Origin of the sequence: Actinocrispum wychmicini, assembly GCF_004345645.1 — a bacterium.
GTDB lineage: Bacteria > Actinomycetota > Actinomycetes > Mycobacteriales > Pseudonocardiaceae > Kibdelosporangium > Kibdelosporangium wychmicini.
The window spans coordinates 204,951-217,162 of the sequence record NZ_SLWS01000003.1 but is presented as its reverse complement, the minus strand read 5'-3'; the positions used below and the strand labels follow the sequence as shown (position 1 = coordinate 217,162).

General features: G+C 69.6%; 14 protein-coding genes. 8 read left to right on the top strand and 6 right to left on the bottom strand.

From position 1 onward, the window contains the following. Window positions 1–60: 60 nt before the first annotated feature. From EV192_RS15305 to EV192_RS15295, 3 genes are all read right to left on the bottom strand, one after another. Window positions 61–516, bottom strand: coding sequence for a DUF4328 domain-containing protein (locus tag EV192_RS15305; RefSeq protein ID WP_132115737.1), 456 nt, complete (start codon window positions 514–516; stop codon window positions 61–63). Between the two features lie 401 nt (window positions 517–917). After that, window positions 918–1,376: a phage tail protein gene (locus tag EV192_RS15300; RefSeq protein ID WP_132115735.1), complete on the bottom strand. Its 459-nt coding sequence runs from the start codon at window positions 1,374–1,376 to the stop codon at window positions 918–920. Continuing rightward, window positions 1,376–3,361 (bottom strand): putative baseplate assembly protein, encoded by a 1,986-nt coding sequence (locus tag EV192_RS15295; RefSeq protein ID WP_165960397.1) that lies wholly within the window; start codon window positions 3,359–3,361, stop codon window positions 1,376–1,378. The genes EV192_RS15300 and EV192_RS15295 overlap by 1 nt, the downstream gene beginning before the upstream one ends. A 10-nt stretch (window positions 3,362–3,371) precedes the next feature. Between EV192_RS15295 and EV192_RS53810 the strand changes: the two genes are divergently transcribed. From EV192_RS53810 to EV192_RS15280, 3 genes are all read left to right on the top strand, one after another. Then, entirely contained in the window at window positions 3,372–3,767 is a 396-nt protein-coding gene (locus EV192_RS53810; protein ID WP_165960396.1) for an effector-associated constant component EACC1, read from the top strand. Next, window positions 3,760–5,121, top strand: a complete 1,362-nt coding sequence (locus tag EV192_RS15285; RefSeq protein ID WP_132115729.1) for a caspase, EACC1-associated type — start codon at window positions 3,760–3,762, stop codon at window positions 5,119–5,121. Before EV192_RS53810 ends, EV192_RS15285 begins: the two co-directional genes overlap by 8 nt. A gap of 103 nt (window positions 5,122–5,224) precedes the next feature. Then, complete coding sequence (locus tag EV192_RS15280; RefSeq protein WP_132115727.1) at window positions 5,225–5,977, top strand: SDR family NAD(P)-dependent oxidoreductase; 753 nt, start codon at window positions 5,225–5,227, stop codon at window positions 5,975–5,977. A 3-nt stretch (window positions 5,978–5,980) separates the two neighbouring features. Here EV192_RS15280 and EV192_RS15275 read toward each other — a convergent pair whose 3' ends face one another. Next, the gene (locus EV192_RS15275) at window positions 5,981–6,562 is read right to left on the bottom strand and encodes a helix-turn-helix domain-containing protein (RefSeq protein WP_132115725.1); all 582 of its coding nucleotides are present in this window, start codon (window positions 6,560–6,562) and stop codon (window positions 5,981–5,983) included. Window positions 6,563–6,640: 78 nt separating this feature from the next. Between EV192_RS15275 and EV192_RS15270 the strand changes: the two genes are divergently transcribed. The 5 genes from EV192_RS15270 (at window position 6,641) to EV192_RS15250 (ending at window position 9,670) form a co-directional block, all read left to right on the top strand. Continuing rightward, a complete protein-coding gene (locus tag EV192_RS15270; RefSeq protein WP_132115723.1) occupies window positions 6,641–7,510 on the top strand; it encodes a class I SAM-dependent methyltransferase in 870 nt (289 codons plus the stop codon). A 64-nt stretch (window positions 7,511–7,574) separates the two neighbouring features. Then, on the top strand, window positions 7,575–7,886 hold the full coding sequence (locus tag EV192_RS15265; protein ID WP_132115721.1) for an ArsR/SmtB family transcription factor: 312 nt from the start codon (window positions 7,575–7,577) through the stop codon (window positions 7,884–7,886). Continuing rightward, the gene (locus EV192_RS15260) at window positions 7,883–8,743 is read left to right on the top strand and encodes a cation diffusion facilitator family transporter (protein ID WP_132115720.1); all 861 of its coding nucleotides are present in this window, start codon (window positions 7,883–7,885) and stop codon (window positions 8,741–8,743) included. The genes EV192_RS15265 and EV192_RS15260 overlap by 4 nt, the downstream gene beginning before the upstream one ends. A gap of 12 nt (window positions 8,744–8,755) precedes the next feature. Next, window positions 8,756–9,016: a zf-TFIIB domain-containing protein gene (locus EV192_RS15255; protein ID WP_132115718.1), complete on the top strand. Its 261-nt coding sequence runs from the start codon at window positions 8,756–8,758 to the stop codon at window positions 9,014–9,016. A gap of 75 nt (window positions 9,017–9,091) precedes the next feature. Then, window positions 9,092–9,670, top strand: a complete 579-nt coding sequence (locus EV192_RS15250; RefSeq protein ID WP_132115716.1) for a sigma-70 family RNA polymerase sigma factor — start codon at window positions 9,092–9,094, stop codon at window positions 9,668–9,670. Here EV192_RS15250 and EV192_RS15245 read toward each other — a convergent pair. Together EV192_RS15245 and EV192_RS53805 are read right to left on the bottom strand one after the other, a co-directional pair. Further along, the gene (locus tag EV192_RS15245; protein WP_132115714.1) at window positions 9,618–11,816 is read right to left on the bottom strand and encodes a heavy metal translocating P-type ATPase; all 2,199 of its coding nucleotides are present in this window, start codon (window positions 11,814–11,816) and stop codon (window positions 9,618–9,620) included. The genes EV192_RS15250 and EV192_RS15245 overlap by 53 nt on opposite strands. Further along, a complete protein-coding gene (locus EV192_RS53805; protein ID WP_165960395.1) occupies window positions 11,816–11,986 on the bottom strand; it encodes a hypothetical protein in 171 nt (56 codons plus the stop codon). Before EV192_RS53805 ends, EV192_RS15245 begins: the two co-directional genes overlap by 1 nt. Window positions 11,987–12,212: the final 226 nt, after the last annotated feature.

The window sequence follows — 12,212 nt, the reverse complement described above, 5'->3', positions numbered from 1 at the left end:
ACCCCTTGGTTAGAGACTACTCTAAATTTAGAGGATTCTCTAAACTTGGTCAAGTGCTGATCAGGCCGGTACGCGCCGCTCCTGGCGGATCGAGACGCTGTGAACGAGCAAGGCGAGCAGGAACGCCGCAGCAGCACCGAACACCTTGCTGAGCACGGTGCCCCCGAGGTACATCGACACGGAGTAGTTCACAAACGTGTCGCCACGGACGGTTCGAACGTGGACCTCCCTGTACTGCACAGCACACACCCACGCGGCCAGCCAACAGATCCACCAGGCGTACGCGATCAGCGGAAACGCCCTCGCCTTCCCGGGCGGCCGGTCGACCGCGCCGACATCCAGGATGATCTGCAACGGGAACCACAGGTTCACCCCCGGGCAGAACCACCCACCGATGGCCCACCCTGGACTCCGACGTTGCCGGCCAAGACCTTCGACATTGCGCCTGGCCCGATACGTCCACACCAGCATCGTGACCATCGACGCAACGGTCGACAACACCGTCAGAACACTCATGCCCAGGTCGGGGGTCAGTATCCCGAACAACAGGCCCACTCCGGCGCAACACAGCAGCACCACCACGGCGGTGCCCAGATCCAGAACGGACCGAACCGGACCGACAACCGGCGGAGGTAGCGGCGGGGCTGGTGGCGGGGCTGGTGGCGGGGTTGGTGGCACCGCCACCACTTGCGGAGACCAACGCGCCAGAACCACCGAACAACTCGGGCACCGCGACACATCCTCGGATATCGGCTCACCACACTGCCAGCACGCCACCATCGGCCCTCCCCAGCCACGCGCCATGCGAATGAACCCAACCTATGCCCTACCACCTCTTGAAACGATTCAGTACGACCGTGCCGACTGGCCCCCAACGAAACCAGGCGCGTGCCCGCGCAACGCACTGGCGCCAACGACTACCTGATCTCAACCTCGCCCTGAACGTGCACAGGAACAGCACTGGCGACAAGAGCCCGAAGCCGTTGCCTGTCCGCACTGTCCACACCGGACAGACGGACCAACACCCGGGGCCGCGGTCCGGAGAAGTCCTCGACGATCTCCGGCTCGGTCCCGGTGTCGGCCCGGACCAGGGCGGCCAGGCCGCGTTTGGTGCCCCACCAACGGGAGATCTCGTGGGCGGCGGCGACCAGCCGGCGTCGTTGGTCGAGCGACGGCGGTCGGTCGGAGTAGGCGCCGACGATGGTGGCCAGCCAGTCGACGATCCCGGCCGGCGCGGTGTGCGCGTCCAAGTGGGTGTCGAGGTTGTCGACCAGGTCGAACAGAGGCGCCAACATGGCGTCGATCGCGGCGACCACGGAGACGACCGCGGGGTCGTCGCGGAGGTCCGTGGGGAGTTCGGTGGCGACGGACACCATCAGTCCCGCACCCGGATCTGGTGTTCGATGCCGAACAGCAAGGCGTACCGGTCGACCGCGATCCGCGAGGTGGCATCGAAGCGTTCCCGGGTCATCGCGTTCGCCGGGAACAGCAGGACGTTGTCGACGTACTCCACACCGGGTACCTGATCGAGGATGGCGTGGACGTCACCGATGCCGACCGGCCGCCCGAACGGCCAGCCAGTCCCGTCACGGCCGCCCGCCAACGGGTCGAAGTACCGGTACAAAGCGGCCAACGCCAACCGGTTGACCTCACCGCGATCGGCCAGCGGCCGCGAGATCACCTCGCACACCACAGTGAATCCCTGGTACGACACGGGCTCGACAATCACCCTGGTACCAAGGACTCGGCGTTCGTCCAGAAAGGACGCTATGCGGTCCACTGTGTCCTGGACGATCACCAGTTGGTCGAAGGCGATCCGGCCGGACTCCTCCCGGGCGACGCTGGGCACCAGCAACACCCGAATGCCTCCGTCTTCCTGGACAGCACAGTGCACCCGCGCGAGTTCGGGTGCGGCTTCCCGACTCAACTGTTCGAAATCCTGCGCGGTCACCGCCCGATCACGGGCCTTGAAGTCGTGGGGCGCACGGACACGCACCTGGTCCTCGGACTCCCCGTCGTAGCCACCGATCCCGGGTTCCCGGTTCTCGATCCGGTGCGGTGGCATGCCGAAGAGCTCTGTCCGCAATACACTCAACGCGCCGACAGGGACATTCCCCTCCGCGCCACCACCGGTCCAGTAGTGGCGAACACGAACGAGCGCGTCCGCAGGTGGGCAGGCGCCGTACATCCGGGCTGTGCCGTCAGGTTCACGGATCATCGGGCCGAACATCACGTGACCGGACACGGCGTCGACCACGACGTGGCGGTCGAAAGGGCCGCTGTGGGCGAACGTCGGCACCACCCGCCACGGCTGCCAGCCGTCCTCGTCCACCTCGATGACAGGCGGCTCGTGGTTCATGGCCACCGGCCGGTGCCGGAGGACGAACCGCTGTCCGGGAGTCCCCTCGGACACACCCAGCGGCTCGTCCTCCACCAGCCGGCCGTGCACCGCGTCGGTCGTCCCGCCGACGGTCGCCGCGGTGATCGACTTGATCTTCGGTGAGATGGTGAAGGTCGCCAGGCCAGGCTCCGGCTCGACCAGCCGGCACCGCAACCAGGCGGCTCGGCGCCCGACGACAGTCGACGTCACGTGACCGGCGGGCAGATCCAGCACGATCACGCCGCCGAAGTCGAGGCCGCCCGTGTCGTCCCGATCGACCCCGCACCGCGACCAGTCGTCCCCGGTCCACGCCTCCCACACCAGAGGCGGATCATTGGGGTCGCCGCCCACACCGCCGGTCTCCACACAGACAAAAGCCAACGAGACGAGACAGCCGGGCGCCGGCGCGGAAAGCCCCAGCAGAAGCTGACTTCCCGCCGTGACCGACGGTGGGAAGGCCCCGAATCCCTGCTCGCCGAACAGCACGGCGGTCATGTCGCTCGGACCTGGAGCGGACGCCCAGCGGACCGCGCACGCGACCAGTTCCACCGGGACCAGTTCGAGCCGCCGCACGGTCGTGAACACGACGTTCGAGGACTCGTCGGACACCTCGACACCCCTGGGTATCACAACGGTGTCACGCAACGGTTCCGTGAGCCGGAAGGTCACCGGGGCGGTGGCCGCCGTGGGCGGGCGTCGCTGGATGCCGACCAGGTCCAGCAACGACCGGTGCAGCCGGCCGGGCAGCTGGTTGACCCGGTGGATGAGTTGGTCCACCACCATCGCCGTGGCCTGCAGTACCGCCTGCCGCGCACGTTCCGACAACGGTCCGGCCGCGGCCCAGGCGCGTTGGTCGGCCAGCCGCCGCGCCTGGTCGAGCAGGTCCTGGAAGCGCCGGCTGTCAAGGAGTGGATCGGTCATCGCGTCCTTCCGGGAGTCGGCGGCGTACCAGCATCGCAGCCGGTCCGCCGGCCATGCCATCCTGGTCGGCGTGGACGACGATGGAGCGATCGAGGTCCGGGTCGAGCCGGCCAGTTCGGTGTACGACCCGAACGACGCGGGGTGGCGCAAGCAGGCCGGCGGATTGAGCACGTCGTTGGCCGCGGCCAACATCGGCCCGGTCACCAAGGCGGGCACGGCGGCCGAGGGCAGCAAGGGCACGCTGGACACGTTGATCATCGCGTTGGGCAGTTCGGGCGCGATCACGGCCGCGGTGGAGATCTTCCGGAGCTGGCTGGGCCGGGACAGGTCGCGTCGGCTGACCCTGACCATCGAGGCCGGCGACGGGGAACCGACCAGGATCAGCCTGGACGGCACCAGCACCAGCGACAAGGCCATGGAAACGGTGCTGCTCGCGGCGTTGGAGCAGACCCGCGGCAATGGGTGACCGCGTCCACAAAGCCCTGCTCATCGCGAACTGGGACTTTCCGCGCGACCCCGGCCAGCTGCCCGCGCTGAACGGCCCGCGCGCGGACGTCCGGCACCTCCAGGAGGTGCTGACCAGTCAACGAACCGGGCTCTACCACCCGGACCACGTCCAGGTCCTGTCGAACCGGACGCGCGGCGGGATGCTGCGCCGGATCGAGGACTTCTTCCTGGACGCGACCCGCGACGACCAGCTGCTGCTGTACTACAGCGGGCACGGCAAGCTCAGCCTGTTCGACGAACTCTTCCTGTGCGCCAAGGACACCCGGGTGGACCGGCTGGTGTCCACCGCGGTCAGCACGAGCGCGGTCAGCACGGTCGTGGACGCCTCCCCCGCGGCCGCCAAGATCCTGATCCTGGACTGCTGCTACGCCGGCAGCTTCAAAGGCAGCGCCGGCCCCGGCAAGCTCGCCGGCGAAGGACGGTTCGTGCTGACCGCGTCCCGAGGAGCCGAGCTGGCGCCCGACGCGGACGCGGCCGACACCACCAGCCCGTTCACCAGGTTCCTCGTCGAAGCCCTGGACGCCAAGGCCGAAGACAGTGACGGCGACGGCTATCTGTCGGTCGACGACGTGTACACCTACGTCGCCGACCGGATGCGCGAAGAACGGCTTTCCCGACCGCAGCGCAGTTTCGCCGCCGCGGTCGACGTCATCGCGCTCGCCAGGACACCGGCCGGCGCGCGTCCCCTCCCTCCGGTCGCGATCAACCCGCCGAAGCGCGCGGTCCCGCTCCTGTCCCCCGCCGACGCGAGGGAAGAGGTGCAGCGAGGACGCGAAGCTGAACGGAACGGACAGCTACGCGCGGCACGTGAGGCGTACGAACGGGCAGCGCGTGGCAATGCCGGTGACTGGAGCGTGCTGGCAGCCGACCTGCTGGGCCCTCTCCTTGAGGCGGGCGACGACATTCCGGGCGCGACAGCCGCCTACCAACAGGTCGCCGCGTCCGGCCATCCGGACTGGGCGCCCCGAGCCGCGGTGCGCGTCGCCCATCATCTGGAGGCGAAGGGCCGCGAGGCCGCGTGCCGGCTTGCGATCGCCTCTGGTCACCCGGAATGGGCACCGGCCGCCGCCAGCCTCCTCGCCGACGACCTCACCGCACAGGGCAACACCCGGGCGGCACGAGAACTGTACGACCAAGCGATCCACAGTGGACATTCCGAGTGGGCGGCGCGCGCCCTCGTCATGGTGGGCACGCTGCTGGCCGGCGAAGGCGAAGTCGCGGCGGCCAAGGCCGCGTACCGAAGGGCCGTCCTGTCCGGCAACGACCGGTGGGCCGGCGAGGCAGCCGCCCGCCTCAACGACATAGCTATGTGAACCGATCGGTCCAGTTTCAACCCATATCAGAGCGCCACCGCGCCGAACAGGCTGATCCAGCGCTGTCCTATACTTGACCGATCAGTCAAGATCGGAGGCTTTCATGATCACACCCGGCGAAGTCGTGCTGATCACGGGCGGCGGCTCGGGGATCGGCCGCGCCACCGCCCAGGCGTTCGCCAGCGCCGGCGCGACCGTCGTCGTGGCCGGCCGGAACCCCGACGCGCTGGCGGGCACCGTGGACCTGGTCCGCCAGGCCGGTGGGACCGCGGACGCGATCACCGCCGACGTGACCAGCGAAGAGGACACCGCTCGGATGGTGGCCACGACCGTGGAGCGGCACGGCGGCCTGCACATCGCGGTCAACAACGCGGGTGTCGCCGCCGCCGCGCCGGTCGCCGACATGGATCTCGACACGTGGACCCGGGTGCTCGACACCAACCTCACCGGCACCTGGTTGTCGATGAAGCACGAGATCGGCCACATGCGGCGGCACGGTGGCGGTGTCATCGTCAACATCGCCTCGAACCTCGGCGCGCACCGGCGGCTGCCCGGGTTCAGCGCGTACATCGCCGCCAAAGCCGGTGTCAGCGCGCTGACCCGGACGGCCGCGCGGGAGCACATCGCGGACGGCATCCGCATCAACGCCGTCAGCCCAGGCTCCTCGGACACCCCGATGTCCCTGCGGCCAGGTGAAACCGAAGAGGATCGGGCCGAACGCCTGCGCGTCGCGGTGCCCATCGGCCGGGTGGCCACTGTGGACGAGATCGCGAACGCGGTGGTGTGGATCGCCGGTGACCAGGCGGGCTACCTCGTCGGACACGACCTGGTCGTGGACGGCGGTGTCACGGCGTGACCGTCACTTGACGGGCTTGGCGCGGACGTGCATTCGCTCCCCCTGCTTGCCGAACAGGCTGAGGACCTCGACCGGTCGCCCGTCGGCGCTGTTGAACCAGTGCGGTGTCCGGGTGTCGAACTCGGCGGCCTCGCCGGGGCCGAGCACCAGGTCGTGCTGGCCGAGGATGAGCCGTAGCCTGCCGTCGAGGATGTACAGCCACTCGTAGCCCTCGTGGACACGGAGATCCGGCTCGGTGCGACGGTCGTGAATGACCATCTTGTACGCCTGCAGCGGCCCCGGTCCACGGCTCAGCGGGATCACCGACCCGTGCGGCGTCCTGCGGGGCTTCAGTTGGACCCGCGGGTCGCCCACCTCAGGGGCGCCGACCAGGTCGTCCAGCGGTACCCGGTACGCGGCGGCCAGCGGCAGCAGCAGTTCCAGGCTGGGCCGGCGCTGGCCGGACTCCAGTCGGGACAGGGTGCTCTTGGAGATGCCGGTCGCCTCGGCCAACGCGGCCAGGGTGAAGCCACGTTGCACACGCAGCCGTCGCAGCCGCGGCGCGACCTCGTCCAGGACCTCTTGGTACGGCGGTGGGTCGTCCATCGGTCCAGTTCACCTCAGTTGTCCCGGAATCGGCAACAAAAGTTGCCAGAACCGCCGCCCCCACCGCACCCTGCGGCCATGAGCCACACAGCGCACTCGCACCCGGACACCATCGACTGGGAGGCCATGGCCACCCACCTGGAGAACAACGGCGAGCTGCAGCTCCCGGTCCTCCGGCGCACCGCGGCCCGCCTCAAGGAGCTGCTCGGCGCGGAGAAACAGGTCCGGCGCGTGCTCGATGTCGGCAGCGGACCCGGGGTGATGACCTGCGTGCTCGCCGAGGCTTTCCCAGGCGCCGAGACCGTGGCCGTGGACGGCACACCCGCGTTGCTGGACCGCGCCCGGACACGGGCCGGACGGCTCGGCGTCGGCGACCGGGTGACTGTCCACCACACCGAACTGCCCGAGGGACTGACCGGCCTCGGCACCGCGGATGTCATCTGGAGCAGCCGGGTCGTGCACCACCTCGGCGATCAACAGGCGGCCCTGGCCGGCCTCGCCGACCTGTTGACCCCTGGCGGAATGCTCGCCGTGGCCGAAGGCGGCCTGCCGATGCGGTTCCTCCCGCGTGACATCGGCATCGGCGTACCCGGCCTGCAAGCCAGGCTCGACGCCGAGGAGGCGCGGTGGTTCCAGACCATGCGGTCGGAACTGCCCAACAGCACGTCCGTGATCGAGGACTGGCCCGCGATGTTCACCCGCGCCGGACTCAAGGACGTCGGCACGTTCACGTACCTCCTCGATCTGCGGGCCCCACTGGGCGACACGGCCCGCTCGTTCCTGCACGACCACCTGACCCGGATGCGGACCGGCCTGAACGAGTCCCTGGACGCGGCCGACCTCGCCACGCTCGACGTGCTGATCGACCCGGACGCACCCGAGGGGATCCTGCGGCGGCCGGACGCGTTCCTGCTCTCCGCCACGACGGTCTTCACGGGGACCCGCTGACCGCTACCAGAAACAGTACAGCGACGACTTGACAATACAGCGAGTGCTGTATCAAACTGAACGCATGACGGAGACCGAGACCCACCTGGACGCGCTGGTCCGCCTGGGCAAGGCGCTGTCCGACCGGACCAGGTGCCGACTGCTCCTGGCGTTGCTGCCCGGCCCGGCGTACCCGGCCGAACTGGCCGAGACGTTGGGCACCACCAGGCAGAACGTGTCCAACCACCTGCTGTGCCTGCGCGAGTGCGGGATCGTGACCGTCACGCACGAAGGCCGGCGCGCCCGTTACGCGCTGCGCGACGAGCGGATCCAGCACGCCATCACCGACATCGCCGGGCTGACGTTGACCGTCAGTCACGGGCACGAGCCGTCATGACCAGGGAGATTCAGCGCCGCCGGCTGGCGCTGGTGCTGTGCATCTCGGCCGGCGTCATCGCGATCGAGGTGGTCGGCGGCCTGTGGACCGGGTCGCTGGCGTTGCTGGCCGACGCCGGCCACCTGGCGGTCGACTCGCTCGGCGTGCTGATGGCGTTGATCGCGGTCGTGCTGGCCGGGCGGCCGGCGACCAGCAGGTACACCTTCGGCTGGCAACGCGCGGAGATGCTGGCCGCCACCATCAACGGCGTCCTGGTGTTCGGCATCGGCATCACCATCCTGGTCAAGGCGGCCCAGCGGTTCGTCGAACCGCCGGAGGTCGCGTCCGGCGGGATGCTGGTCGTCGCCCTGATCGCCAGCGCCGGCATGACCACGTCCGTGTTCCTGCTACGCGGCGCGAAAGGACAGTCACTCAACGTACGCGCCGCGTTCCTTGAGGTCCTCAGCGACGCGCTGGCCGCCATCACCACCGCGGTGGCGTCCCTGGTGATCATGTTCACCGGGTTCCAACGGGCCGACGCCATCGCGTCCGCGCTCATCGGGCTGGCCATCCTGCCGAGGGCGTGGGTGCTGCTCCGCGAAGCGGTCAACGTGCTGCTGGAGGCCGTGCCGAAAGGCCTTGACCTGGCCGAGGTCCGGCGCGCGCTGACGACCGAACCCGGCGTACGGGACGTGCACGACCTGCACGTGTGGACCATCACCTCAGGCACCCCGGTGATGACCGCGCACGTGGTGGCCGGCGCGGACGACGGCCTGCTCGACCGGCTGACCACGGCCGTAGCCGACCGGTTCGGCATCGCCCACGCGTCATTCCACATCGAATCGGGCCGGCGCCCCGCCTGCCCGCAGCACCAGTGAAGGGAACCAACTGTGAACGACATCCTCTGCCCAACTGACGGCGACCGGATGACCACCTTTCGGCGCAGCGGCGTGCCCCTGCAGGTCTGCCCGACGTGCGAGGCGACCCTGCTCCCCGCCGGTGGTCTCGACCAGATCCTGGCCAGCGAGCGGCAGACCGGACCGCCCGCGTACCAGCAGCCGCAGCAGTACCCCGACTACCAGCGCCCCGGCAAACACGGCGGACGCCGCGGCGGCTGGGGCGGCATGTTCGGTGGCGGCGGCCACCACTGACCGTGATGCGGGCCCGTTCACCGTGAACGGGCCTTCATCGCGGTCAAACGACCATTGCGCTACCTTGTGGTACTTGTGAGCCGGTCACGAACGAGCGACGACGAGATCACCCGATGGGCGTTCGCCGCCCGGCGCGGTGACCGTGCCGCGCTGGAGCGGTTCGTCCGCGCGACCCAGCACGACGTCTGGCGCTACGCCGCCCACCTCGCCGACACCCAACTGGCCGACGACCTCACCCAGGAGACGTACCTCAGGGCACTGAGCAGCCTGGTCAGGTTCGAAGGCCGGTCGTCCGCCCGGACCTGGCTGCTGTCGATCGCCCGCCGGGTGGTGGTCGACCACATCCGCGCCAAGCAGGCCCGGCCGCGCCGCGCGGACGTCGCCGACTGGCAGGCGGCCGCGGAGCAGGCCCAGCCCAGCCCCACGCGGTTCGAGGAAGGCGTCGTCATCGGCGAACTGATCCGCGCGTTGGACGACGACCGGCGGGAGGCGTTCGTGCTCACCCAGGCCCTGGGCCTGTCGTACGCGGAGGCGGCGGAGATCTGTGACTGTCCGGTGGGGACGATCCGGTCCCGGGTGGCTCGGGCCCGCGACGACCTGATCAGCTCGATGCACGAGACCGACCGGCCGCGTGGCCGCCGGTCCGCGATCTGAGCCGACCCAACCGGAGGCTGTTGCCGACCACGGCGAAGCTGGAGAACGCCATGGCCGCGCCCGCGATCATGGGGTTGAGCAGGCCGGCCGCCGCGATGGGCAGGACGGCCAGGTTGTAGCCGAACGCCCAGCACAGGTTGGCGCGGATCGTGGTGAAGATGCGCCGGGACAGCCGGACCGCGTCCACGGCCGCGAGCAGGTCACCACGGACGAGGGAGATGTCGCCCGCTTCGATCGCCGCGTCCGTGCCCGTACCCATCGACAGGCCGAGATCCGATGTGGCGAGCGCGGCGGCGTCGTTGACCCCGTCCCCGACCATGGCGACGACGTGCCCGTCCCGCTGAAGCCGTTCGATCGCCGCGACCTTGCCCGCCGGGTCGACACCCGCGATGACGTCGTCGATGCCGAGTTCGTTCGCGACCGCACGCGCGACGGTCTCGTTGTCGCCGGTCAGCAACACCGGTCGCAACTTCAGCGCGCGCAGGTCACGGACTGCCTGCGCCGACGAAGGCCGTAGCGTGTCCGAGACGACGATCACCGCGCGGGCGACGCCGTCCCATGCGACGAGAACCGTGGTACGGCCGGTGAGTTCAGCGGCTTCCTTCGCGTTACCAAGGTCTTCGGGCACCGTGACGCCGTGTCGGACGAGCAACTCCGTCCGCCCGACCAGGACCGTGTGTCCGTCGACGACTCCCCGCACACCGCATCCGTGGATCGAGTGAAAGCCTTGTACCGTGGGGAGTTCGCCGAGCCGGCGGACCGCGGTGGTGGCGATCGCCGCGCCGATCGGGTGGTCGGACGCCTCCTCCACACTCCCGGCCAGCCGCAGCACGTCCTCCTCGGCCGCCTCGGTGTGCACCGACGTGACGGTCATCCGACCGGTGGTGACCGTGCCTGTCTTGTCGAGCACGATCGTGTCCACCTTGCGCGCGGACTCCAGCACCTCGGGGCCTTTGACCAGGACACCCAGCTGCGCGCCCCGACCGGTCCCGACGAGCAGGGCGGTCGGCGTGGCCAGGCCGACCGCGCACGGGCACGCGATGATCAACACCGCCACGGCGGCGGTGACCGCCTCGGCCGGATCGGGACTGTATCCGAGCCAGAATCCGAACGTCCCCACCGCGAGCGTGATGACGACCGGCACGAACACCGCTGCGACCTTGTCGGCGAGCCGTTGCGCCGCCGCCTTGCCGGTCTGGGCGCGTTCGACCACCTTGGTCATCCGCGCCAACTGCGTGTCGGCGCCGACCCGGGTGGCACGCACCACCAACCGGCCGCTCACGTTCACGGTCGCGCCAATCACCTCAGTGCCCGGCGACACCTCCACGGGAACGGTCTCACCGGTCACCGTGCTCAGGTCGACGGCCGAACCGCCGTCCACCACCACGCCGTCGGTCGCGACCCGTTCCCCTGGACGCACGACAAAACGGTCGCCCACGCGCAGTTCTTCAATGGGGGCACGGTGTTCGCGTCCGTCGCGCAGGATGGCCACGTCCTTCGAACCGAGTTCGAGCAACGCCCGCAACGCGGCGCCGGCCTGCCTGCGCGCCCGGCCTTCCATGTACCGGCCACATAGGATGAACAACGTCACGCCAGCGGCCACTTCGAGGTAGATCTCGCCGCTGTCGCCGAACACCAACCCGCCGACCGACCAGAGGAACGCGGCGGTGACACCGACCGACACGAGCGTGTCCATGGTCGCGGTGCCGTGCCGCAGATTGCGCCACGCCGCACGGTGGAACGGCCACGCTCCCCACACCGCGACCGGGGCGGCGAGCACCAGCGACAGCCACTGCCAGTACGGGAAATGCCAGGCGTGCACCATCCCGAGCGCGATGACCGGGACAGCCAGCACGGCGGCCACGATCACCCGCCGGCGCAACGGATCCGGCTCGGCGGCAGGCTTCTCCGCGGCGGGCGGGCGAGGCAGTTCCGCGGTGTAGCCGGCGGCCTCGATCACCCGGATGACGTCCTCGGGCGACAGTCGCTCGGGCCCGCGCACGTCGGCCTTTGCCGTGGCGTAGTTGACCGTCGCCCGGACACCGTCGAGTTTGTTCAGCTTGCGTTCGACCCGGGCCGCGCACGCGGCGCACGTCATCCCGCCGACGACCAGTTCGAGCGCCTGTTCCGGCTGTACCGACGTCATCAGTGTCCACCTGGGTGCTGCCGGCCGGTGGTGGCGGGGCGCGGGTTCGTCGGTGTGTTCGCGGGCGCGAACGCGTTGCCGAACATCCAGCTCACCACGAACACGAACGCCAGTACCGCCCCGAACAGCAGCAGCCGTCCTCTGGTGGTGTCCTCGAAGCGCGTGCTCACCTGGGAAACCTCCCGATCGGCGACTTCGTTCGAGACAGATGGTCGGCCGGTGGCGGCGATCGGTTCCCGCGATCTTCGTCACCCGAGCGCCCGGAACTTCCGCGGGTTTCCGGCCGACTGATTGTATGGAGGTGGGCTCGTGGGCATGGCTGAAATCGGGTGGATGTTGACCCACCGGCCACTCCTCCGCGCCCGCGAACGCGGATCTGATGGGGACGGTGAGAAC

Bases quoted from the DNA above. Each gene is read 5' to 3' on its own strand.
- EV192_RS15305 (WP_132115737.1), bottom strand. From the start codon at position 516: ATGAGTGTTCTGACGGTGTTGTCGACCGTTGCGTCGATGGTCACGATG.
- EV192_RS15300 (WP_132115735.1), bottom strand. From the start codon at position 1,376: ATGGTGTCCGTCGCCACCGAACTCCCCACGGACCTCCGCGACGACCCC.
- EV192_RS15295 (WP_165960397.1), bottom strand. From the start codon at position 3,361: ATGGCATGGCCGGCGGACCGGCTGCGATGCTGGTACGCCGCCGACTCC.
- EV192_RS15285 (WP_132115729.1), top strand. From the start codon at position 3,760: ATGGGTGACCGCGTCCACAAAGCCCTGCTCATCGCGAACTGGGACTTT.
- EV192_RS15280 (WP_132115727.1), top strand. From the start codon at position 5,225: ATGATCACACCCGGCGAAGTCGTGCTGATCACGGGCGGCGGCTCGGGG.
- EV192_RS15275 (WP_132115725.1), bottom strand. From the start codon at position 6,562: ATGGACGACCCACCGCCGTACCAAGAGGTCCTGGACGAGGTCGCGCCG.
- EV192_RS15270 (WP_132115723.1), top strand. From the start codon at position 6,641: ATGAGCCACACAGCGCACTCGCACCCGGACACCATCGACTGGGAGGCC.
- EV192_RS15265 (WP_132115721.1), top strand. From the start codon at position 7,575: ATGACGGAGACCGAGACCCACCTGGACGCGCTGGTCCGCCTGGGCAAG.
- EV192_RS15260 (WP_132115720.1), top strand. From the start codon at position 7,883: ATGACCAGGGAGATTCAGCGCCGCCGGCTGGCGCTGGTGCTGTGCATC.
- EV192_RS15245 (WP_132115714.1), bottom strand. From the start codon at position 11,816: ATGACGTCGGTACAGCCGGAACAGGCGCTCGAACTGGTCGTCGGCGGG.